Origin of the sequence: Spirosoma validum, from assembly GCF_014699035.1 — a bacterium.
GTDB lineage: Bacteria > Bacteroidota > Bacteroidia > Cytophagales > Spirosomataceae > Spirosoma > Spirosoma validum.
Genome location: NZ_JACXAA010000004.1, coordinates 287,885 through 311,768 on the forward strand (window position 1 = coordinate 287,885; position 23,884 = coordinate 311,768).

At 49.2% G+C, this 23,884-nt stretch carries 18 protein-coding genes; 8 read left to right on the forward strand and 10 right to left on the reverse strand.

All coding sequences use genetic code 11. The features are described from left to right. Positions 1 to 213: 213 nt before the first annotated feature. The 3 genes from IC230_RS13635 to IC230_RS13645 all read right to left on the reverse strand — a co-directional run bounded on the left by IC230_RS13635 (position 214) and on the right by IC230_RS13645 (position 4,308). The gene (locus IC230_RS13635) at positions 214 to 1,320 is read right to left on the reverse strand and encodes a response regulator (RefSeq protein WP_191039582.1); all 1,107 of its coding nucleotides are present in this window, start codon (positions 1,318 to 1,320) and stop codon (positions 214 to 216) included. Further along, positions 1,317 to 3,755: a sensor histidine kinase gene (locus IC230_RS13640; protein WP_191039583.1), complete on the reverse strand. Its 2,439-nt coding sequence runs from the start codon at positions 3,753 to 3,755 to the stop codon at positions 1,317 to 1,319. Before IC230_RS13640 ends, IC230_RS13635 begins: the two co-directional genes overlap by 4 nt. A 145-nt stretch (positions 3,756 to 3,900) precedes the next feature. Next, entirely contained in the window at positions 3,901 to 4,308 is a 408-nt protein-coding gene (locus IC230_RS13645) for a response regulator (RefSeq protein WP_191039584.1), read from the reverse strand. A 536-nt stretch (positions 4,309 to 4,844) separates the two neighbouring features. On the opposite strand from IC230_RS13645, the gene IC230_RS13650 reads away from it, so the two are divergent. Beyond that, on the forward strand, positions 4,845 to 5,708 hold the full coding sequence (locus IC230_RS13650; RefSeq protein WP_191039585.1) for a sugar phosphate isomerase/epimerase family protein: 864 nt from the start codon (positions 4,845 to 4,847) through the stop codon (positions 5,706 to 5,708). A 115-nt stretch (positions 5,709 to 5,823) separates the two neighbouring features. Continuing rightward, positions 5,824 to 7,161, forward strand: coding sequence for a Gfo/Idh/MocA family protein (locus IC230_RS13655; RefSeq protein ID WP_191039586.1), 1,338 nt, complete (start codon positions 5,824 to 5,826; stop codon positions 7,159 to 7,161). 185 nt (positions 7,162 to 7,346) lie between these two features. Here IC230_RS13655 and IC230_RS13660 read toward each other — a convergent pair whose 3' ends face one another. The 3 genes from IC230_RS13660 to IC230_RS13670 all read right to left on the reverse strand — a co-directional run bounded on the left by IC230_RS13660 (position 7,347) and on the right by IC230_RS13670 (position 9,275). Then, positions 7,347 to 7,532 carry a CsbD family protein gene (locus tag IC230_RS13660; RefSeq protein WP_191039587.1) on the reverse strand — a complete coding sequence of 62 codons (186 nt, stop codon included), beginning with the start codon at positions 7,530 to 7,532 and terminating at the stop codon, positions 7,347 to 7,349. A gap of 57 nt (positions 7,533 to 7,589) precedes the next feature. Beyond that, positions 7,590 to 8,747, reverse strand: coding sequence for a flavin-containing monooxygenase (locus IC230_RS13665; protein WP_191039588.1), 1,158 nt, complete (start codon positions 8,745 to 8,747; stop codon positions 7,590 to 7,592). A 78-nt stretch (positions 8,748 to 8,825) separates the two neighbouring features. Continuing rightward, the gene (locus IC230_RS13670) at positions 8,826 to 9,275 is read right to left on the reverse strand and encodes a DUF2147 domain-containing protein (RefSeq protein WP_191039589.1); all 450 of its coding nucleotides are present in this window, start codon (positions 9,273 to 9,275) and stop codon (positions 8,826 to 8,828) included. 217 nt (positions 9,276 to 9,492) lie between these two features. On the opposite strand from IC230_RS13670, the gene IC230_RS13675 reads away from it, so the two are divergent. After that, entirely contained in the window at positions 9,493 to 10,008 is a 516-nt protein-coding gene (locus tag IC230_RS13675) for an acyl-CoA thioesterase (RefSeq protein WP_191039590.1), read from the forward strand. Positions 10,009 to 10,092: 84 nt separating this feature from the next. Beyond that, complete coding sequence (locus IC230_RS13680) at positions 10,093 to 11,364, forward strand: dicarboxylate/amino acid:cation symporter (protein WP_191039591.1); 1,272 nt, start codon at positions 10,093 to 10,095, stop codon at positions 11,362 to 11,364. A gap of 108 nt (positions 11,365 to 11,472) precedes the next feature. Here the strand turns inward: IC230_RS13680 and IC230_RS13685 are convergent, their stop codons facing one another. Further along, positions 11,473 to 14,607: a TonB-dependent receptor gene (locus IC230_RS13685; protein ID WP_191039592.1), complete on the reverse strand. Its 3,135-nt coding sequence runs from the start codon at positions 14,605 to 14,607 to the stop codon at positions 11,473 to 11,475. Positions 14,608 to 14,876: 269 nt separating this feature from the next. Between IC230_RS13685 and IC230_RS13690 the strand changes: the two genes are divergently transcribed. The 3 genes from IC230_RS13690 to IC230_RS34785 all read left to right on the forward strand — a co-directional run bounded on the left by IC230_RS13690 (position 14,877) and on the right by IC230_RS34785 (position 18,286). Continuing rightward, complete coding sequence (locus IC230_RS13690) at positions 14,877 to 15,356, forward strand: hypothetical protein (protein WP_191039593.1); 480 nt, start codon at positions 14,877 to 14,879, stop codon at positions 15,354 to 15,356. A gap of 230 nt (positions 15,357 to 15,586) precedes the next feature. After that, positions 15,587 to 17,644: a M3 family metallopeptidase gene (locus tag IC230_RS13695; protein ID WP_223860654.1), complete on the forward strand. Its 2,058-nt coding sequence runs from the start codon at positions 15,587 to 15,589 to the stop codon at positions 17,642 to 17,644. 477 nt (positions 17,645 to 18,121) lie between these two features. Beyond that, positions 18,122 to 18,286, forward strand: a complete 165-nt coding sequence (locus IC230_RS34785; RefSeq protein ID WP_191039754.1) for a toxin-antitoxin system HicB family antitoxin — start codon at positions 18,122 to 18,124, stop codon at positions 18,284 to 18,286. A 43-nt stretch (positions 18,287 to 18,329) separates the two neighbouring features. On the opposite strand, the gene IC230_RS13705 is transcribed toward IC230_RS34785, so the two are convergent. Next, positions 18,330 to 21,002 (reverse strand): MGH1-like glycoside hydrolase domain-containing protein, encoded by a 2,673-nt coding sequence (locus tag IC230_RS13705; RefSeq protein ID WP_191039594.1) that lies wholly within the window; start codon positions 21,000 to 21,002, stop codon positions 18,330 to 18,332. A gap of 256 nt (positions 21,003 to 21,258) precedes the next feature. On the opposite strand from IC230_RS13705, the gene IC230_RS13710 reads away from it, so the two are divergent. Next, positions 21,259 to 21,771 (forward strand): GNAT family N-acetyltransferase, encoded by a 513-nt coding sequence (locus IC230_RS13710; RefSeq protein ID WP_191039595.1) that lies wholly within the window; start codon positions 21,259 to 21,261, stop codon positions 21,769 to 21,771. Between the two features lie 25 nt (positions 21,772 to 21,796). Here the strand turns inward: IC230_RS13710 and IC230_RS13715 are convergent, their stop codons facing one another. Further along, a complete protein-coding gene (locus IC230_RS13715; protein ID WP_191039596.1) occupies positions 21,797 to 22,387 on the reverse strand; it encodes a phosphatase PAP2 family protein in 591 nt (196 codons plus the stop codon). Positions 22,388 to 22,416: 29 nt separating this feature from the next. Next, positions 22,417 to 23,592: a serine hydrolase domain-containing protein gene (locus tag IC230_RS13720; RefSeq protein ID WP_191039597.1), complete on the reverse strand. Its 1,176-nt coding sequence runs from the start codon at positions 23,590 to 23,592 to the stop codon at positions 22,417 to 22,419. Positions 23,593 to 23,884 lie beyond the last annotated feature (292 nt).

A 23,884-nucleotide genomic window follows, 5' to 3' on the forward strand; every position in this document is an offset into this window, starting at 1 on the left:
GATTATTGGATATGATCAAAAGTCCTGTCACCGATTTAAGGAGAGGTTATCGAAGAACCTGGCAAGGCTGGAACTTTATTGACTTTATACTCAGCGATCTATATCGAGGGTAGGGGTGAACGGATAACGCTCCACCTGTAGCGCCGGAAAAGGAGCATATAGACAGGTTCAGGGTGAAGCCTACCAGGTTTGGGCCTGCCCAATGAAAGACAATCAGCGCTTTAGGTTGGTCAGCCTGTCCCTATCGAGCAGGGTAATCTGACTGCCATTGATCTCGATCAGCCCTTCGGCCCGTAAATCGCCCAAAATACGAATGACCGTTTCGGTGGAGGCTCCCACCAGGTCCGACCAGTTCTCGCGTGATAAGCTCATGGGTAGGGATTGGTCATGGGCTCGATTACCGGGTATGCGGTCTTCTGACAGGTTAGCGTCTGGCTGAGGATAAAACGTTCGCTGAACCAGCAGCAGGGCTTCGGCCACTCGTTTACGGACCGATTGATAAGCGTCCTTCAGGAGCTGGTTTTGCAAGTTGGCGACTTCGCTGGCCAGCATCTGATTAAACTGATTCGCGACCACTGGCAGGGTATCAAGCAGTTCTCTAAGGTCGGCCGCAGGAATCGTACAGACCAACGCATCTTCCAGTAGTTCGGCCGTATCGGTGTAGGGTCCCTGAGTTAATAGGGCCTGGTAGCCCACAAAGTCTCCAGGGCCGATTAACCCCGTTATGTATTGATTGCCAGCCACGTCGGCCTTAACGACTTTGCCTTTCCCTTGACTCATAAAATATAACGCGGTCGGCCAGCTTCCAGCTGTGTACAGGCGGTGTTTTCGGTTGTACTGCGTCGTCGGATAGTGATCACACAGGGACTGGCGGGCGTTGTTATCCTCTAAAATGGCCTGCCGTAGGCTCGTCAGGTGGTCGGAGCCAGCGTCAGGATTGGTTGGTATGACGGGCGCTTTTTTGAGCCGGAGCTCTACAGCACCCAGCAAGGTTACATCATCGAAAGGTTTGGTCAGGTAGTCATCTGCCCCCAAATTCATACCGACTCGAAAATCAGCGGCTTCAGCCATGGCCGTCAGAAAAATAAAGGGAACCGTGGCTAAGTCGGGGTCTTTGCGAAGGATATGGAGCACGCCGTAGCCATCCAGGTCAGGCATGCGGATGTCGCACAGAATCAGATCCGGATGGGTTTGGCGAGCCTGTTCGATTCCCTCTTTACCGTTGGCTGCCTGCACCACCTGGTAAGGAGCTAACTGGAGAATTTCAGCAATGTTGGTCCGCATAGTCGGCGTATCTTCGATGACTAGAATGGTTTTCATAGGATAGGGGGGGACAGAGGAAGTTGAACGGTGAAAACCGTTCCCGCATCAAGCTGACTGAAGGTGACCTGGCCGCCCAGCAAATCGACGCATCGTTTGACGGCGTACAAACCCAGGCCTATTCCGTCGACATGATTGACGTTGCGGGCCCGGAAAAAATTAATAAACAGCTTGTCTTTATCTGCATTGGGAATACCGATGCCTTCGTCCTTGACTACTAATCGGAGTTGATCGTCTATGACGCTTGTCGTGAGCTCAATTTGTTTGTTATCCGACGAGTATTTACTGGCATTGCTCAGCAAATTGATCAAAATATGCTTGATCAATTGTCCGTCAAGCGACATATCCGGCTCGCCCGATAGATGGGAATAGAGAATGCGCTGATCAGGCTTGATCAGGGTCTGCATGTGGTCGATGACTTCCTGGCAAAACGTGACGATATTAATTGGATGCGGGTGGGCTCGCTGGCTGGCCTGTTCCATTTGACTCAGGGAGAGAAAATCAGTCAACAGCCTGGTTAAGGTGGTCACCGCTAGTTTAATATGTTGCACATGCCGTTCCCGTTTTTCCCCATCATCCGTTCCGTTATAGCGTCCAATCAGGGACGCCGAGGAGAGAATCAGGCCCATGGGCGTACGAAATTCGTGGGAGGCCAGGGTAACAAAGTTAGACTTAAGCTCATTAAGCTGCCGTTCTCTAATCAGTAACTGCTCCGTTCGTTGGCGGGCAATGACCCGCTCGGTGACGTCGGTACATACCACCAGAATGCGATCAAGGATTCCCTTGGCGTTGAGCAAGGGTTCAAACACAAAATCAAAATAGATCGTATCCAGCTGTCTGTTACGTAGCAGTTGCGTGGGCACTTCTCGTCCCTCGTAAGCTTGTCCCGTCTGGCGCACACCCTCTAATAAGGTTTCGAAGCCCTGACCAGCTAATTCGGGTAGCGCGTCGAGCAGCGGTTTGCCAACGAGCTGGTCCACGGTTCGACTCATGATGGCGCAGAAGAGTAGATTGGCCAGTTCGAAAGGAAAAGCCGGTCCTTCGCCGACGATGGCTATGGCTACGGGTGCCTGTTCAAATAAGGTTTGGAGCCGGGTGGTGTTTTCTGCCATATGCTGCCGCTCCTCCCGGGCTTTAGTTACCTCTGTGGCCACGACCATAATGCGATCAATGGTTCCATCCGAGCTCCGAAGCGGCTCATAAACAAAATCGAAATAAACCGTCTTCAGCTGCCCATTGCGGTAAAGCCGTGCGGGCTGATCGGACCCCGTAACCGCCACACCGGTCTGGCGTACGGTATCCAGCATGGCCTCGAAGCCCTGTTCTCTTGATTCAGGGGAGGCCACAAACAGGGGCTTTCCCAGCAGTTCGTCCAGGGTATGATTCCAGAGTTGGCATAGCACCGGGTTAGCCCGTTCGATAATGTAGTCAGGGCCGTACCAAATACCCACGCCCAGGGGTGTTTGCCGGAACATGGCGTCTAACACCTGCTCATTGGTTTCGACCTGCTGGCGCGCCCGCACTGCCATCGTGATGTCGGTGAGAATAATGACCACCCCCGTAATAGTTTCCTCGCCGGTCACTTGATCGATTGTCCGGCGGGGCTGATAAACTTTGTCCAGGTAGATCGTTTCCCGCTGGCCATTTCGAAGCAGCACCACGGGTAGTTCCCGGTTCACCCAAGACACCCCGGTCGTCAACACCTGCGTAACCACCTCCCGGATACCTTGTTCGCCCAGTTCGGGCATCGCGTCCAGTAGTGGCTGGCCAATCAGGCAATCGGGGAGTCGGCCTACCAGGTCACAATAGAATGGGTTGGCCATTTCCAGGATAAAATCGGGGGCCGGTCCAATGATGGCCACCCCAACAGAGGCTTGCTCAAATAAAGTAGCCAGGTTCCGTTCGTGTTCCCGCCCGGCCCAAATCAGCTCCCCTTTTTGCTGCTCGGCCAATTGGGTATCAGTTGTTTCGGTAACCAGGCAAAAAACGCCCCCAATGTCGCCTAGCTCGTTGTAAATCGGGCTGTGAGAAAAACTAAAGTAAGCCGCTTGGAAAACGCCGTCCCGATTGATCACCAGCCGTTGATTGTCTGACCCGTTGGCTTGCCCCCCCGTACGTACGGCATTCAGCCTGGGTCCCAGAATAGCCCATAATTCTGGCCATACCGCCTGGGCTTTACTTCCCAGAGCCTGAGGATGTTTTTCGCCCAGAATAAGTCGGTAGGCGTCATTATAGAGCATAACCAGGTCCGCTCCCCAGCAGATTAGGATGGGGGAAGGCGCGTTCAGACATATACCCAGGGTTGACCGCAGGCTCTGAGGCCATTGCTCAGGCGGGCCAAGGCTGGTGTTGGACCAGTCTTGGGTACGAATGCGTTCACCCATCTCCCCGCCCCCAACCAGAAAGGCGGGCGTGGCGGATTTTTTTGCTCCCATAGTCCTTCGTTAATCAGCTTACCTGGTAGGCTGTATTATGGGACTACCCGATTTCGTTAATGCGTCACTTGGTGGCTCTACGTAAACATACATAAATCCCCCATACAATTGGTCTGGATAGTCATTGGCTGAATAAGCGAATATCTTAAAAACAGCTACGAATGGTCTGGGCAATCTGATCCAGCCCCGAATAGGAGACCGGTTTTTCCAGATACTGGCTGGCACCAGTTTGGTACGCGGTCGCTATTTGTGCGGGTTGGGCGTCAGTAGAGAGGATGACCGCCGGAATGTGACGAAGTAAGGGATTGGCCTTCAGGGCCGCGAGGGTCTCCAGGCCGTTTAGTTTGGGCATGTTCATGTCCAATAGAATTACCTGGATCGGTTGAGCTTTGGGAGTCTGGCTCCAGTTATCCAGCAGGGTCAATAGTTCAGCCCCGTCCATGGCTTCGACAATGGTCACGGATGGATAGACATGCTGGAGGGATAGGCGCATAAAATGCCGATCATCCGCATCGTCGTCGGCCATATAAATTACGGTATTCGTCTTGTTCATCAGGGAAGTTTGTTTTGCGGTGTTAAGTGCGTTAGTCAAAGTTGGCAAGGCGCGAAGGACTTACCTATGACGATGGATGGGTGCGGACATGATTGTTTACAGCCTGGACCAATGACTAACGCTGATGTTGGTGATCGGCCCGATTTGGATAAGGGTAATGTTGCTAACAGATGATAGCCAGAATTATATGATCTCGCTAAAAGTTAATCGGTGAAATCGTTTGTCATCTGGCTTGTTAAGATCGCTTAGATAGTTGACCAGATAATGATCGAGATTAACGGTTTGAAAAGAAATCTCAGCGCGTCTCTGATCCGTATAAATTGTCCTGTTTCTGGGGTTGAGGTTCATGGACCCGCAGAATTGCGTAATCAATCGATTTTGTCAATTAGTTACAAATTTTGGACTATTTACTCATGCGTGCTTTCCTAAACGTAGCCCGTGAAACTGCACTTGAGTTTAGGTCAAACTATGGCTGTTGTCAGTAGAAAAGAGGACGCCGGAGTTTTTAACTGAATAATACTTACCGGATACGTTTAATGACTACACGACGAACCTTTCTTAAAAATGCAGGTGGCTCAATTGCGTTAGCCAGTTTGTCTCCGGCCGTTGCGTCGGTTGCTGCACCAGAATCGACCAAAGCGGCCAGTGACGACTTGTTTAAACTGGCTATGGCGGGCTACAGCTTTGTTCATTTTAATCTCGACCAAGCGCTTGAGATGATGAAAAAAACGGACGTACACTATCTGTGTATTAAAGACTTTCATCTTCCACTCAACAGTACACCCGAGCAGATCAGCGCGTTTCACGAAAAATTGAAACAGTCGGGGGTTACGGGCTATGCCGTGGGGCCGATCTATATGAAAACGCAGCAGGAAATCGATAATGGATTCGAGTACGCAAAACGGGTTGGCGTAAAACTGATCGTAGGGGTACCCAATGAAGAGTTGTTACCGTATGTCGACAAAAAAGTGAAGGAGTATGATATGCGGTACGCTATTCACATTCACGGCCCCGATATTAAACTCTGGCCGAATGCGTCGTCGGTCATAAACGCGGTGAAAAATTTAGACCCACGTATCGGTCTTTGTTTCGATATGGGTCACGATGCGCGATTCGGCGATGACCCGATTGCCGATCTGGAAAAATATGCCAAACGTATTTTCGACATTCACCTCAAGAACGTAACGGCAGCTTCGAAAGAAGGCAAGACCTGTGAACTGGGCCGTGGGGTAATCGATATTCCTGCCTTTGTGAATATGTTGAGAAAGATAAAATACGATGGCAGTTGCAGTCTGGAGTACGAAAAAGATATGAAAGATCCGCTGGCAGGCATCGCCGAATCGGTGGGGTATTTTAAAGGGGTATGCGATGCAACGAGATCAGGCAAACGAAAGGCATAGGTATCATGGACCGGGCCGCGTTCGGCGTAAGTCCGCAAGAATATTCCAATCCAGAGTTAACCTTACGTAGTCATTATCTTTTAACCAGACGGACTTAAGTCCGTGATACCATTTTATGGAAAATACACGCAGAGAATTTATTAAAAAAGCGGCTTTGGGCACTGCGGGCATTACCGTGGGTGGACTGGGGATGTCGGCCAAAAGCTACGCTAAAATAATCGGTGCTAACGAACGGCTGAACGTAGCGATTGCCGGACTGGGTCGGCGGTTGGGTGCGTATTATGAGCCGATTGGCAAGAAAGAAAGCAATGTTGAGCTGGTGTACTTGTGCGATGTCATGAAGAAACAGCGCGAGTCGGCGGTGCAGAAATTTTCCAAGTTCATTACGTATACGCCGAAGCTGGAAAATGATATCCGCAAAGTGATTGCGGATAAGAATGTCGACGTACTGTTCAATGCTACGCCCGATCACTGGCACGCGCCCGGTACTTGGCTGGCTGTGCAGGGCGGCAAGCACGTGTACGTTGAAAAACCCTGTAGTCATAACCCTCGTGAAGGAGAGATCTTAGCGGAGATCCAGAAGAAGTATAAGAAGGTAATTCAGATGGGCAACCAGCAGCGGTCGTCGCTGGAGTCGATTGATATTATTAACCAGATTCACAATGGGGTTATTGGAAAACCGTTCAAAGCCGTTGCTTTTTACGCCAGTGCCCGGGGCGAGGTGCCGCATCAGAAGAAAGCGCCCGTACCTGACGGACTGGACTGGGAGTTGTTTCAGGGACCTGCCCCGCGCCGTGAATACACGTCCGAAACTTGGGATTACAACTGGCACTGGTATGGCTGGCTGTACGGAACGGCCGAATCCGGAAACAATGCTACGCATGAACTGGACGTAGCGCGATGGGCTTTGCAGGTAGATTATCCTGAATTTGTAACGGTGGAAGCTGCGAAGCGATATTTTGCTGAAGATGGCTGGGAAATGTATGATACCATGGATGCTACGTTCCGGTTTCCAGGAAATAAAATCATCAAATGGGACGGCAACAGTCGTAATGGGCAGAAAACATTCGGCAGTGATCGCGGAACCTACATCTACGGCACCAATGGAACGGTGTATGTCGATCGGGACGGGTATACGCTCTATAGTCGCGAGGGGAAAGTCGTTAAAGACAGTAAGTCGAAAGGAACGGAAGCGGGTACGGCCTTAGGGGGTGGGGGAGACATGACCACCCGGCACGTTGTGAATTTTTTCGAAGCCATCCGCGGAAAAGAAAAGCAGGCATCGCCTATCGAAGAAGGCGCCAAGAGCACATTGCTTTGTCATTTGGCCAACATTGCTTACCGTACCAACAAATCATTCGCGGTCGATCCAAAAAATGGGCATATTAAAGACACGGAGGCCATGAAATTATGGAGTCGGCAATATGCAAAAGGCTGGGAGCCACCTGTATAAGAAGATTGGAACTTTGACAAAGTTTTAAACTTTGTCAAAGCTGTATAAAAAGGCACGTAACGAAAAAGCCGGAAACTTGAGCTCCGGCTTTTTCTATCAATAGACTGCTTACTTTTCAGAGATTCGATTTTATGTTCCAGGTTCTCAACCTGAAACCGTGAATCTGAAATTTTGAAATTTCCTCTCTACAAATCAGCAATCGTTTTATTGATTTCGTCTTTGGTTTTTCCTGTCTTCTGCTGGAGTTTGCCCCACATTTCGTCTTCCTTACCTTCCTGATACGTTAGATCATCGTCGGTAAGATCTGCGTAGGCTTGTTTGATTTTACCTTTTAATTCGTTCCAGCCGCCTTTTAATGTTGTCTCGTTCATGACTGTAGTGTTTAACGTTGAATGATATCCATAATCACCTTGATTACAGAAATAGAACTATGCGGTGATGAAATTGTTTTCAAAAATATGTTTTGCAATTTTTTCTGAGTCAATGTTGAGGTGGTAAATGACGCCGGTTATGGGCGTAGAAAAGCCCAGAAAGTAAAGTCCCCGCAACGAACGATCATCAAACCAAAGATTTTTCGGATACCCTCGCTCATTTAAAACGTTGTCGGCTAATTCAGTCCCAATTACCGTCGTTAGAGCTGGTAGATAACCCGTTGCCAGAATGATGGCATCAAAAGGCAACTCCCGACCATCCGTGAACGTAACGGTTTTGGTCAGTCTGCTGTCGCGGCTGATACGTTCAATGCCCGGCAAAACGGTAATAGTTCCAGCTTTGATCTGGTCGAGCGTACCCACGTCGATAACGGGCGGCTTGCCCCGACGGAGATCTTGTGTAGGCGAGTGAGCAGGCTTCCCAAGGCCATATGCAGATAAGTCGCCAATACTTATTTCCCGCATCAGCCGGGCCATAAAGTCAGTGAACCACCCCGGGAATTTCTTCATCATGATGGCCATCTTTTGGGCCGGATAACCAAATAAATCCCGATGGATGATGTTGACGGGGCCTCGTACTGAAATGAACGGTTTTGCTCCATTTTCCAGCAGATCAAGTGCCAGTTCGGCCCCCGTATTGCCCATACCAACCACCAGCACATTCTCGTTACGAAAAGGGGCTCCATTCCGGTACTCATGGCTGTGCCAGATGATGCCCCGAAAATTTCGCTGGCCCGGTAATTCCGGTACGTGGGCCGCTCGATTGTACCCTGTAGCAACTACCACCCGGCTGGCCGTAAACGTATCGGTTTCGGTTTGAACCTGCCACGTGCCATCCACTGGATTTCTGGTAATGTGGGTGACCTTCTGATTAAAGATAGGTTTAATGCCAAAATGGGCAGCATACTGTTCGAGGTACTCAATGAACTGTAACCGTGATACGTAGGTTGGGTGATTGGCTGGATAAGGGAGGTGCGGCAAGGCAGAATGTTCTTTCACCGTATGAAGGTGAAGTCGGTCGTAGTGGTTCCGCCAGCTAAAGCCAATGTAATCGCTCGCTTCCAGGACCGTAAACGGCAACTTCCTATGAGCCAGTTGCCCGGCCATCGCCAGCCCTGCCGGACCTGCACCAATGATGAGCGTGTTTGTGGTCATGTGCCTGCCGTTATCCGATAGTCATTCAATGGGCGTTATCTGCATTGTATCATTGAAGCCATTAATGAGCTGTAATGACTACTTAATTCGAGTCCAGGTCTGGGTTTTGCCGAGAAGGGAGATGCCCACATAACCACGTACCAGCAACGTATTTTGGTCTTGTAAGGTCATCTTGCAGTTGTATTCCTTGCCGTCCTCAGGGTTATAGATTTTGCCATCACTCCAGACGTTCCCTCCGTCGAACTTAAAGTTATACATTAAGACCATGTTCATTAATGGTCTCGACCGCTTTGAGGCATCCGTATTCTTTTCATCCGTCCGGGGCTTACCCGTGGCCGGGTCAGTAGGCTGTCCCAGCCAGACAAGTTTACCAAAGTAAGTGCCGCCTTGTTTGTAAATCTGTACATGCCCTTTTTTGCTGCCGTTTAACCACGTTCCCAACACCGCGTCGGCATCATCTTTAGGAGCAAACGAGGTTAAGATAATAAAGAGCGAAAAAGCAGGCAGGAGATAACGTATGATCTTCATGTGTGTCTAGGAATTGATAAAAACAACGAATTTGTTGTATTAACGTAAAGATTGTGCAAAAATTCTGAACTGGGATTTCCTGGATTGACTAGGATTCGCGGGATTTTGTTTAACATTGATTGTGGATGTTGCTTTCTGCAAAAGCTGTTCATCATGTTAATCCCAATAATCTCGCTAATCTGATAAATTCTACCGGCTTACCGGTGCCATTCCGACTATGTTTCATCGCGACCCTAACCGCATTTATCCGACCGAAACCGAATCGCGGGTGATTGTTCGATTTCAGGACTGTGACCCGCTGCAGCACCTCAACAATGCCAAGTACTTCGACTATTACTTTAACGCCCGGGAAGATCAGGTCGCTAAATTATATGATTTCAGCCCAGGGCAGTTGTTTCGCGAGTTGAAAACGAGTTGGGTGGTCTATCAGCACCAGATCGCCTACGTTCGTCCAGCCCTGGTAAGCGAGTGGGTACGGGTTAAGTCGAGGCTGATTTACTTCAATGAAGACACGACCGTAACGGAATACGTTATGACGGACGATGAGAAAACGCATCTTAAAAATGTGCTTTGGGTTACGTCAAAATACGTTAGCATCGTTACGGGTAAACGTATTCCGCACGATGAGAAAGTGAACGAACTACTCCAGACGATTATCGTTCCAACTATTGATTTTCTAAGCCTCAACTTCAACGATCGTATCCGCGAAATAAAACAGCAAATAATCGGATAAAAGGGAGTAGCGGGAAGAAAGGGACGGGGGGCACTAAGACCAACCTTTTCCCTCTCTTCCCTCTCTTCCCTCTCCTCCCTTCTTATGAAACTCCTCAATAACCTCACTGTTCGCGTTCTGATTGCCATTACGTTAGGGATTCTAACGGGGTACTTCTTCCCCGATACAGCAACAAAGCTCAAACCCCTTGGCGACCTCTTTATCAACCTGATCAAGATGGTCATTGCGCCGATTATTTTCCTGACCATCGTATTGGGGATCAGCAACATGGGCGATTTGAAAAAAGTGGGGCGCGTAGGAGGGAAAGCTCTGTTGTATTTTGAAATTGTTACGACCGGCGCGTTAGCAATCGGCCTTGTGCTGGCGAACTTGATTCGGCCTGGCGATGGGATTCAGACGACTGCTGTAAAAGGAGGAGACATCAGTAAATACGCCGAGCAGGGTGCTGAAATGGACTGGACCGAGTTCTTCCTGCACATTGTTCCAAGCAATGCGGTCAAAGCCTTTGCCGATGGGGAGATTTTGCAGGTACTGGTTTTTTCTGCTCTGTTTGGCATCGGGCTGACGCGCATGGGTGATCTGGGAAAGCCACTCATTCAAACCTTCGAACGACTCTCGAAAGTGTTTTTCAATATTCTGAGCGTAGTGATGGTGTTGGCTCCGTTAGGTGCCTTCGGGGGAATGGCCTTTACAATCGGCAAGTTTGGCCTCGGTACGTTGCTGCCACTGGCTAAACTGATGGGTACTGTTTATGCGACGATGTTTCTTTTTGTATTTGTCGTATTGAATTTGATTCTACGCTATTACAAAATCAGCCTGTGGGCTGTGCTGAAATTCATTAAAGAAGAGTTGCTCATTGTCCTTGGTACGTCGTCATCAGAGTCGGCACTGCCACAGATTATGGATAAACTTGAGGCCATGGGTTGTTCGCGATCGGTGGTGGGCCTAGTCATTCCGGCAGGCTATTCGTTTAATCTGGATGGAACGACCATTTACCTGGTGATGGCCATGATTTTTCTGGCGCAGGTCTTTGGTGTCGACCTTAGCTTTGGTCAGCAATTAACGATTATCGGTATTCTGATGGTGACGTCAAAAGGCGCAGCGGGCGTAACGGGCAGCGGCTTTATCGTGCTGGCCAGTACGTTGACGGCTATTAAAGTAATTCCGGTTGAGGGACTGGCGTTGCTGTTGGGCGTTGACCGGTTTATGTCGGAAGCTCGCTCAATCACGAATATTATCGGCAATACGGTCGCGACCATTTTTATTGCCAACAACGAGAATGAGTTCGATCGAAGTAAATACGAACAGGTTTTGCAAAAACAAGACAAGAACGAACTGGCTGATTATAAGTATTGATACGCGTTAACTCTGTCAAAGTTTTAAACTTTGACAAAGCTCGGGTAAAAGCGGGGAGCCAGCATTGTCTGACTCCCCGTTTTATCGTTAAGGTAGACCAGCCGCGATTTAAAACGAGTACCGTAGCCCGAACTGCATTCGCCAGCGTGAAATGAGCTGAGCGTCGTTAAAGAACGTACTTTGCTGGCTGGTGTCGAAGCTATAGGTTGGTACTCTATTGGCGACCGTAACGCCCAGAGGCTGAGCAAGACCAGTGTAAGAAGCAAACTGCCGGACACCCCAGTTCGAATTGAGCAGATTCCCGAAATTCAGGATATCCAGGCTGAGCTGGATGTTATGTCGATTGGCCAGTGTGTATTCCTGAAGCAGGCGCAGATCGACAGTCGAGTACCATGGTGTCAGCGCGGCAAATTTTCCGGCTACCTCCCCACGATGCGCGCTGAGGTATTTATCCTGCTGAATATATGCTTCAAAAGCGGCTCGTTGTGTTTGTTGTTGAGCATCCGTACCCGAAAATCTCATCTGCGCCAGTTGCGTCTGCGTTGGGATAAAGAGTTGGTCGTTGTCGGCAGCTCCGTCGTTATTAATGTCGCCTGCGTAGGTAAAGCTGAACCGATTTCCCTGTGCATATTCGGCCACGGCCGAGAGGGTAGTAGCCCACTGACGTTTCTGGCCATACGCAAACCGTTTCGAGATCGAACCCACAAACCGGTGCTGACTACCGTAATAAGAATAGCCCGCAACCGCCTGGTTGACGTTACCATAGGCTGGGTTACGGTCGTAGGCATCCGACGAAATTTCAGCACTTAACGACGATACGTCTCTGGCATTCAGGTAATTATAGGCCACGCTGAAAAAGAAGCCGTTCTGAAACGTTCGCTGGAGTTGAACACTGGTGTTGAATGTATACCCTAAGCTCGCGTTCGTAAAGACAAATGCATCTGTCTGACCACCGAAGGCATTCAAGGCCCGATCGGTAGGTAAATAAATCGGTCGATTGCTGGGGTCCTGTAACGTACCGGTTGGCGTTTTCAGGCCATAATTCCGTACCAGTACGGAATTGATATCCTTGTTGTACAGTACATCAATCGAGGCAATCCAGCCGCTACCAAACTTTTGGTCAAAGCCAAGCGAACTTTTCCAGACCTGCGGAAATCGGAAATCGGGGTCGGTGGTGCAGTAGAAGAAAAAGCTCGGATTCGCCACCTGATTGCCAATCCAGACAAACGGGAAACGCCCGGTGAAAAGGCCTGTACCGCCCCGTAATTTACTGGTTCCGTTGCCCGTAACGTCGTAATTAAAGCCAAAACGGGGTGAAAACAGGGGAGCCGTAGTGGGTAGGGTTAGCGAGTTGAGTTTAATCGGGTTGCCGTTTGCGTCGTAATACTGGTTATCGGGTTGGTAATTGGCCTGATTCCGTTCAATGTTCTCCTGGATTTTCTGCTGTGTATTAAAATACTGCGGTATATCGATCTTCAGGCCATAGGTAAGCGTCAGCCGGGGATTTACCGCAAACTCATCCTGCGCATATAAGCCTAACTGCCCAACGCGCGTCTGGGCCAGCGCCCAATTACCAGCCGCAAACGTTGCTTTCGCGTCTGATACGGATTTAGCAAAGTCGGCTCCTCGGGCAGCAGTTACAAAATCGGCTACCGACGCATATTCCGGTCCGAACACGCCAGCATAGGCGCCCAGATTAAATGAGTTGTCGAAACTGAACTTTTCGAAGTTTACGCCTAACGTAACGGTATGTTTGCCAGCGTAGATGTTGAAATTGTCGGTAAACTGGAATACATCCTGACTCAGTCGGTTGTTGATCGAAAAGGGTTCGTGACCAGCGACAATGTACCGAACACCATCCTTGGCGATATTAACCGACGGAAAAGGTGTTGAAAATGGGTCGCGGGAATCTCGGAAAGTGGTATAGCCGACCTGAAGTTTATTGGCAAATTTCCCGTTAAAGTTTGAGTTCAGCTCAACGATACCTCCGTTAAGTTTATTGATGATCCGATAGCCCGAACTTTGATATTGGAGGGTCAGAAAATCAGGTCCACGACGGCCAATAGCTGATGGATTAGCGGGTAAGTCGCGGAACGCATCCAGAAAATTATAGATAACCGAGAGCTTATGCGTCTGGTTGATGTTCCAATCCAGCTTAGCGATACCCTTCGAATTCTGGGTGCGGTGCGTGAAATTCTCATAAGGCCCTGTTTCGTAGCCATACACGGATTGAAGCGTACTCGATACCAAATCTAGATCAGTGGCCGTCACACGCGATACGTTCGAACCCGTCAGACCCGGTCGGGCGGCCACCCAGCCCGCCGTACCCAGATCAGAGCGACGGTCGAATTCCGCATTGACAAAGAAAAACAGCTTGTTTTTGATAATCGGTCCGCCGAGGCTGATTCCATACTGCAATTGATTCGACTGAGGTACGGTAATATCAGTGCCTTTGATCCGTTTGCCTGTCAGGTCCTGATTGCGGTAGAAGCCGAAAACCGTGCCATGAAACTGGTTAGTGCCTGATTTAGTAACGGCATTGACACCCGCTCCCGTAAAACCCGACTGCGTTACGTCGTACGGCGACAACACCACCTGTACCTGTTCAATGGCATCGAGCGAAACCGGCTGAGCGTCTGACTGACCACCCGGCGTACTGGCGTCCAAACCGAAGGGATTAACGAAAATAGCACCGTTGAGGGCAAAGTTATTGAAGCGGCTGTTACGTCCCCCGAATGACCCATCGCCCCCCGACATCGGATTCAGGCGGGTATAATCGAAAACGGACCGTTTGATGGTGGGCAGCGTTCGAAGTTGCTCTGAATTAATATTGGTTTGCTGACCCGTCCGGTTATTGTTCAGCACATCGTTGGCACTGGCTCGAACCTCTATCTCCGATAGTTGGCGGGCATCTGCGCGAATCACTACGGTTAACGGTAATTTTTGACCCAGACTAAGAAATACATTCTCAATGGTTTCGGTCTGGTAGCCGACGTAACTAATGGTGATCGTGTAAGGGCCGCCAACGCGCAGGTTCGGTAGCGTGTACTCACCTTCTGAGCGGGTTGTGACGCCATAGGGCGTGCCGGTGGGCGTATGGATGGCTGAAACGGTTGCCCCTGGTAAGTTTTGACCTTTGTCGTCACGGATAAACCCATAAATAGAGGCTGTTGTCGTTTGTGCATGGGCTGAGAAGTAACTCATGACGAGTTGGATAAAGAGTAGTAAACGGCTGATTTTCATGGAGAGTTTGTTTAGAAATGAAGGAAGAGAACATAATCTTAAATGTAAGAAATGAGATAATGCTCAACCAGTGGTTCTTTATTCGTTCGTAGCCTTTCCTGGATTAGTACCATTTATGTGATGTTACGATGCTTTAAACTCAAACTGTCTTAAAGTCAATTGTTTACGAATAGGCGATTTCTTGAATATACTTTTTTGAAGAATTAATTAAACCATTTGATGGGTATTCGTTCAAAGGGACAAATACAACCTGAAAACAATACACGATCATGAAAAAAGTACTGATGACAGCCGCTACGTTGGTTGCCCTGATCTCAACCGGTTCATTAGCGCAACGTTACGATTATCCGAACAACAATTATCCCCAGCAGCCCGGCTATAACCAACCTGGCTACAATCAAGGGTACGGTCAGCCGAACTACAATTACGATTACGACGACTACCAGTTTGATCGTCATCTTGACTGGTGGGATCGTGAACTGAATCTGTCGCGTAGGCAGGAGCGCGAAATTCGCCGGATTCGTGACCGGTTCAATCAGCAAACCCAGACTACCAACCCGCGAGATCCACGTCAGCGTGATTTTCTCCGGCAGGCGCGTCAGCGCGAATTTTTCGATATGATGGCCGTGCTACGTCCCGACCAGCGTGATCGCGTAATCGAACGGATGCGTCCTTACGAACGCATGGCCGGACGGGGTCGGGGCTACGGAAATGATCGTCGGTCAGGTAACGGACCATTTGGCTATTGAGGTGAGAGGGAAGTGGAGAAAACAGTCGACCGATTTGGCCGACTGTTTTTTTTTGCGGTAACCGCTGGACCACATATACAACCGATCATGCAATGGATAACGGCTACGTTATTTTTACTTCGTATTTTTCCGGGAAACTCATTGGCCAAAACTGTATGTTTACCCATCAGCAAATCAAATTAACAAGTGCATTGCTGGCCGTAGCCGTAACGACTACAATTGCCCAGCCTATGCTCAAACAAGCCGCAATGACCCAAAATCCATTCTTACAGCCGTATTCGACACCGCATCAAACGGCTCCTTTTGACAAGATCAAGAACAACGATTATTTGCCTGCCCTCAAAGAAGGATTAGCCCAGGGCCGTAAAGAGGTAAACGCTATCGTCAATAATTCAGCGAAGCCAACATTCGAAAACACAATTGTTGCGCTTGAACACTCAGGTGAGTTAGTGGGAAAAGTGGCATCCGTGTTGTTCAATCTGAACAGTGCTGAAACCTCGCCCGAACTCCAGACCATTGTGAAGGACGTATCACCCATGCTGAGCGAGTATAGCAACGACATTACGTTGAATGAGAAACTGTTTGCCCGCGTAAAAGCCGTTTATGATCAGCGAACCAGTCTCCAGCTTGATCCGGAAAGCGCGATGCTGCTCGAAAAATCCTACAAACGCTTTGCTCGTAATGGGGCTAATCTGGACGCTAAAAGCAAAGAGCGGTTGCGGGAAATTGACAAAGATCTGTCGCAGCTCTCGTTGCAGTTCGGGGAGAACGTACTGAACGAAACCAATGAATACGTACTGGTTGTCGAAGATGAGAAAGACCTGGCAGGCTTACCTGATTTTGCCCGGGAAGCTGCGAAAGCCACGGCTAAACAGAAAGGGAAATCGGGCTGGGCTTTCACGTTGCAGGCGCCAAGTTATGGTCCATTTATGCAGTATGCCGATAACCGGGAGTTACGCAAAGAGCTTTACCTGGCTTATAACGGTCGGAGTTTTCATGGCGACAAGAACGATAACTCCACCATTATCCAGAAAATTGTGAACCTGCGTTTTGAACGGGCGAATCTGCTGGGCTACAAAACCCACGCCGACTTCGTGCTGGAAGAAAGCATGGCTGGTTCGAAAGATAAGGTGCAAAGTTTCCTGGATGAACTCGTTACGTATGCCCGCCCGGCGGCTGAACGCCAATTAGCTGAACTGACGACCTATGCGAAAGCAAATGGGTTTACGGACGATAAACTGCAGGCCTGGGACAATAATTACTACGCCGAGAAACTCAAGAAAGAGAAATACGATCTTGACGATGAAACGCTGAAACCGTATTTTAAACTGGAGAACGTACTGAACGGCGTATTCACCGTAGCGAATAAACTTTACGGCATCACGTTCAAGGAACGTACTGACATTCCGGTGTACAACTCCGAAGTAAAGACCTTCGATGTATTCGATAAAGACGGCAAATTCCTGGCGGTGTTCTATGGCGATTATTTCCCGCGCGAAGGCAAACGGAGTGGGGCCTGGATGAATGATGTGCAGGGGCAAAAAATTGAAAACGGCGAGAATATCCGCCCGCATATTGTAAACGTCTGCAACTTCACCAAGCCAACGGATACTAAGCCGTCGCTGTTGACTTTCAACGAAGTCACTACGTTGTTCCATGAGTTTGGTCATGCCTTGCACGGTATGCTGGCCAACGGAACGTATGAAAGCCTGAGTGGCACCAGCGTTCCCCGCGATTTTGTTGAACTGCCTTCGCAGGTGATGGAAAACTGGTGCTACGATCCCGAAGCGCTGAAAATTTTTGCGAAGCACTACCAGACGGGCGACGTTATCCCGAATGAACTGATCGAGAAAATCCGCGCCAGTCAGAACTTCCTGGCTGGTTTGGCTAATCTGCGGCAATTACGGTTTGGCCTGGTCGACCTGTATTATCACGGGCAGCAACCCACGGGCGAAACAATTACGCAGGTTGAAAGTAAAGTTGATTCAGTTGCGAATCTGTTCCCACGTGTTGAAGGCGTAGCGTTTAGCCCGGCCTTCACGCACATTTTTGCGGGTGGGTATTCCGCGGGCTACTACAGCTACAAATGGAGCGAAGTGCTGGATGCTGATGCGTTCGAGTTCTTCAAGGAGAAAGGGGGCTTAGACAACAAAGCGGCCGCCGATAGCTTCCGCAAGAACGTACTGGAGAAAGGAGGAACCGAAAAGCCGATGGAACTCTACAAGAAATTCCGGGGCCGCGAACCGTCGCCCAAAGCGATGTTACGACGTAGCGGCTTGATTTTATAGCGATTGCAATAGGTTGGTCAAGAATCGAGACACTCCATAAAGACGATGGATGTGGTGTCGATTCATTAGGTCTTTATAGCCTTATAAAAGCAAAATGCACATTTTGCTTTTATAAGGCTATTTCAGTTTTTGTTACGTCGAATTTGCCACTGCCAGATCAGCCCGTCGTTGGGGTCGTTAAACTCGTTTAGTAAGACGGACGTATTGACTGTATGCATATACGAAAAGCAAGAAATGGTCTTTCCGGAAATATGTTGATCACTAATCTACACAGCCTATTTTGCAACTAACTCAAGTCTTAGATTGGATGGAAAATGTACTTCGTTACAAAGATTTTGTCGGGACGGTTCAATACGGCACCGACGATAAGGTTTTTCATGGAAAGCTGGCTTTTATCACTGATTTAGTAACGTTTGAAAGAAGTAGGTCAGCGAATTGGAAACAGCCTTTACAGAAGCTGTTAAAGATTATTTATAACTGTGTGAAACAGTTGGTAAAAAGCCAGAAAGAAGTTTTACCGGTTCATTCAGTATTCGCGTGAAATCCAAACTACATCGCCAGGTAGCTACTGCTTCTTTGGAAAAAGCAGTATCACTTGATTGGGTTGCTGTTGATGCCCTGCGTAAATATGTGAGGCAATAAAAAACAAAAAACCGAACGTTATGCTCGGTTTTTTGCTCAATTCTTATTTCTCCACTACGATGGCTACCTCCTGAGTCTGGTATTTATACCGGTATTCGATCAGATCGGCTATTAAGCCTGTCCAGCCGGTTTGGTGGCTGGCCCCCAAGCCCATGCCATTGTCGCCATTGAAATATTCGTAGAACAGATACAATCCCTGGAAATGCGGATCGTTCTGCTGTTTTTTATCCTGGCCATAGACCGCAATATTTCCGTCGGCGTCGCGCCTGAAAATATTGATGATCCGCTCAGTTACCTGCATAGCTGCTTCTTTCAAGCTCATAACCTGACCCGAATTGGTAGGATATTCGACCTCAAAATCGTCGCCATAGTACTGGTAAAATTTCAGCAGTGAATCAATCAGAGGGAAGTTGAGCGGGAACCAGATCGGACCCCGCCAGTTGGAGTTTCCGCCGAACATACTCATCTCCGACTCGGCTGCTACGTAGCGAACCTGGAAAATCTCGCTGTTCAGCTCAAACTGATAGGGCGTTTTCTCATGATATTTCGACAGAGCCCGGATGCCATAATCTGACAAAAATTCGGTTTCGTCGAACATCCGCTTCAGAATCATCTTCATCCGGTGACCACGTAGCAAACTCAACAGGTGGGTTTCACCCTTGCCCGGTTCGTGCCAGCGCGATACCAGCGATGCCAGGTCAGGGCGATTGGTCAGTACCCACTCGACCCGGCGTTTGAAATCGGGAAGTTTCGAGAGCAAGGCTTCGTCCAGAATTTCGACGGCGAAGAGCGGAATCAGGCCGACCATCGAGCGGATTTTCAGCAACCGGGCGTTGTTGTCGGGCATGTGCAGTACGTCGTAGTAAAACTGGTCTACCTCGTCCCACAAGCTGATGTTTTGCCGACCCAGGTTGTTCATCGCCGACGCGATGTGCAGGAAATGCTCGAAGAATTTGCTGGCCATATCCTGATAACTGGGCCGTGTCAGCGAAATCTCACAGGCGATACGTAGCATGTTGAGCGTATACATCGCCATCCAGCCCGTGCCGTCAGCCTGTTCAATACGTCCACCCATCGGCAATGGCTGACTCCGGTCGAAAACCCCGATGTTATCCAAACCCAGGAAGCCACCCCCGAAAATGTTATTGCCCGATACGTCTTTGCGATTCACCCACCACGTAAAGTTCAGCAGCAGTTTATGAAACACCCGCTCCAGAAAGTTTACGTCGCCCACGCCGTTCAGATCGCGGTCAATTTCATACACTTTCCAACAGGCCCACGCGTGAACCGGCGGATTTACGTCGCCAAAATTCCATTCGTAAGCCGGAATCTGCCCGTTCGGGTGCATGTAATACTCCCGCAGAATAACGGCCAGCTGTCGCTTGGCAAAGTGTGGATCGAGCCGGGCGAGCGTCAGCGTGTGGAAAGCCAGATCCCAAGCAGCAAACCACGGATATTCCCATTTGTCGGGCATGGAAAGGATGTTGGCAGTATACATATGCCGCCAGCTTTCGTTCCGCGCATACACGCGTCCCTGAAACGGCACCGGCATTTTGGGGTCACCTTTCAGCCACTCATTGACGTTGTAATAATAGAACTGCTTGTTCCAGAGCATACCGGCGTAGGCCTGTCGCTGAATGGCCACGAGTTCGGGGTCCGTTACGTTCTTTTGCAGATTGGCAAAAAACGCATCGGCTTCTGTTACGCGCTTGTCCCAGATCGTATCGAAATCGGCGAAGGGTTGAGCCAATGTTGTTTGATCGCTGAAACGCAGTCGAATACTTACACTCTCACCCGGTGGGACCTTCCGGGTATACTGCGCCGACGCTTTCGTACCTATTTGATTCGGATTGATAAAGCTTTTCTTGCCACCCGACGTAATGTAGTTGTTGATCCCATCTTTCGGATACTTCGCTACGTTCGGTCGACCATATAACCGTTCAGTATTGGTATCGTTATCACAGAAGAGCAGCGCGTCAGCGCCTTCGCAGTAAAGTTTGTATTTGCCTAACTGCTTGTGATTGACTTCGATCTGATTATTCGCAATGCCGTTCAGCATGGGACGGGCGTTGTACTGCTCATATCCCCATGACCACGTGTTTCGGAACCAGATGGTGGGCAGCAACGTCAGCGGGGCTGTTTTGTCCGAGCGGTTATGGGCCGTAATGGTTACCAGCCAATCGTTCTGATCCGCTTTCGCGTATTCAATAAAAATGTCGAAGTACTCGTCTTTCTCGAAGATGCCCGTATCCGTCAGCTCAAACTCGGCGGCCTGCCGATCCCGACGCATGGTTTCAATTACTAACCGATTATAGGGAAAATCCTGCTGCGGATATTTGTAGAGCATTTTCATGTACGAGTGCGTCGGGGTGCTGTCTAAGTAATAGTACAGTTCCTTGACGTCTTCGCCATGATTACCCTCCGGACCTGAGAGCCCAAAAAGCCGTTCTTTTAAAATGTTGTCTTTGTGATTCCAGAAGGCCAGGGCAAAACAAATGTGGCCTTTATTATCAGAGATGCCCCCGATGCCCTCTTCGCCCCAGCGGTAGGCGCGGGAGCGGGCCATATCATGGGTTACGAAATTCCAGGCATCGCCATAAGGACTGTAATCCTCACGAACTGTTCCCCAGGCCCGTTCGGAAAGATAAGGTCCCCACTTTTTCCAACCTTTATTATCAGCTCGTTCGTAGATGCGCTCTCGTTCAGCTATACTCATGCTATTTAGAAATGTCTATTGGACGGTAGATAATGCGTATGATAAAAACATGAACGCCAAATATAGTATGCATGCTGAGTATTTTCTGGAAAAATCACGCATATTTCCCCTGATTTTCACGTACTCAACAAAAATATAAGGGTAGTAAGATAGTTATCAACCTGTTTTGGTGCATACTGTTTATACTGAATAAATACTTATTTTAATCATTGTGGTTACAAGAATGTTTCCTGATTGATACACCTATTCAGCGCTCATGAATCTTGATTGCGGTCCTTGCCAACTTCGACCCTGGCGCCTTTCCGACGCAGATACGTTGGTAGAACACGCGAATAATTGGGCCATCTGGCTCAATCTGCGGGATCGTTTCCCCCATCCCTACACGCAGGCAGACGCCGACTGGTGGGTGAAGTTTGCCTCCGAAACCACACCGACAACAATTCTGGCCATTGCCGTTGATGGAGAAGCTGTTGGCACAATTGGTATGGAGATTCATACCGATATTGAGCGGTGTTCGGCCGAAGTTGGCTATTGGTTAAGTGAACAGCACTGGAGGAAAGGAATCATGACTGCCGCTTTACGCGCCTTTACAACCTACGCCTTCGACCAGTTCGATTTAACCCGCTTGTATGCGGTGCCCTTTGTACGAAATGAAGCATCCGTGCGTATTCTGGAAAAAGTCGGTTATCAGCGAGAGGGACTAATGCGACGTAGCGTTATCAAAGACGGCGTTGTGCTGGATCAGTTTCTGTATGCCTACGTGGTATAAAACGACTTGCCAGCCCCATACTACGTTACCTGATAGACCAATAAAAACTGGCACCAATTGTTAAGCCGAGTAGGGCGCCCGCGATAATCTCAGATACTGTGTGTTTTTTTAAAATAAATCGGGAAAGGGCAATCAAAAGTGAGAATAAGGCCATGCTTATACCAATTGTCGGGCTTAGTAGTGCCATAGCCCAGGCTAAAAAGAACGAAAGCGAGGTATGTAGAGAAACCTTTATGAAAAAATTAAGCAGGTACGAACCTACGATGAGTATGAGCGAGAATAACGTACCGTAACAAAATGATCGCGGTTGATTTGTAGCGAAGAGAAGGCCGGTAGCCAGGGTCAGTAAACCAATAACGATGGGATAAAACTGATAGCGCTGTCTTTGATCGGAGACATCAAAATTAGTGAATCGCCCCTGCCTGACCTTCCGGTAGTTTCGCCAGGAAATCGGAAGGACGACACCACCCAACAATAAGCCAGAAATAATAACGGCATTCTTGAGGGGCAATTGCTGAAAGGTAACATAGCCAGTAAACAGCGATGTCGTTAAAAGCGGATGCCCAACAATGGAAACAAGTTTAGCAAACTGGATAAGCGGTGAACCCGTTTTCATGGTTGGGCAATGATTGAGATCGCTTTCCACTAGTTCTTCACTGCGGCCAGTACACGTTTGATCAGTTCATTGGGACTGCCGTTATGCCATCGCCAGACAATTACAATGTCATGTTCAGGGTCAACCCAGATCGTGTTTGAACCTGCACCGATCGCGGCAAAACTGGTCGCTGGTGCGTCAGGCCAGGCTTTCTTTCCCGTTGAACTCGTACCCGTATTCAGCCACCATAGATACCCATAATCGGGGCCAACTGGGCTGGGCGTGGTTGCCTGTTTCACCCAGTTCGGGGAGACAATCTGTTGATTACCCCAGCGACCCTGCCGCAGAAAAAGATAGCCGAAGCGGGCTTCGTCGCGCGCATTGATCCATAAACCACCGCCCCAGCGCGTACCGCCACTTACCGACGGCATTTGTTTCCCGCCAATATCGACTACAGCGTTGGGATACGTAACGTAGCGCCAGGTATCCGATGCGCCGATCGGATTCATGATTTCGTCGCGCACTACGTCGGGTATGGGCTTTTTCCACAAACGTAACAGCGACAACGCCATTCGGTTGATACGTACGTCGTTGTATTCGTAAAAAGCGCCAGGTTTCTGGAGCGTACGATGTTTGCGTTCGCCTTTGCCGAAGGCTTCTTTGCCCACGAAATCACTGTTTTTGCCCCAGAGCGTTCCTTCCCATTCGCTGGTTTGGGTGAGATGGTTTTCCCACGTAATGGCGCGGTTTTGCTCCGAATCATACCCGCCATCGTGGATAAGTTTCGCAACCGGATCATGAATGTCGGGAATCATACCCCGCTCGATCGTAATTCCTGCGACTGTCGACAGTACGCTCTTCGCGACGCTGTAGGTTGGGTCGGCGCGTTGTGTGTCGCCCCATTCAGCCACGATGTAGCCATGACGAAGAACGATGCCGTTGGTAGCGGCCCGGCTGCTGGGCATTGGTCCGAGGAGTTTACCGAAGATCTCTTCCTGGGTCGAGAAATTGGGCGTCATCTGGGTAGTCTCCTGCGTTTTGGCGAACGCTACGGCCTGGTCGAGTAATGTAGCATCCATGCCCACTTTTTCGGGTGACCGATGGGCCCAATTATCGCCTTTGGGTGGAAAATAGTTTGTTGAGGTAGCTGGCTGGCGGTGGCAGGCTGTCAGCGTAGCCAGGACTAACGTATAGAGGGTAAGTTTGCGCAGAAAAAATGGCGTCATTCGTGGTTGAGTTTGGTTTTGGACCGCTTGCTGGTGATTGTCGATACCAGAGTCCGAAGATAAGCTGTTTTCGTAGAGAATTTGCCTGTTTCGGTCAATTGAAGGCATTTTTAGCGAAGGAGGTATTTACTTTTAACCGAACATTAACCCCTGCTTTATCCTCTTTTCAGGTCATCTGACGACGTTTGTCGTGTCAGCAAAGAAGCCGATTCTCTGGAAAAATAAGGCCTGAGTTTTCGAAGATTCGGCTTCCCTGCTGGTACGTATATAACCTGTTACCTGAACGATGTTT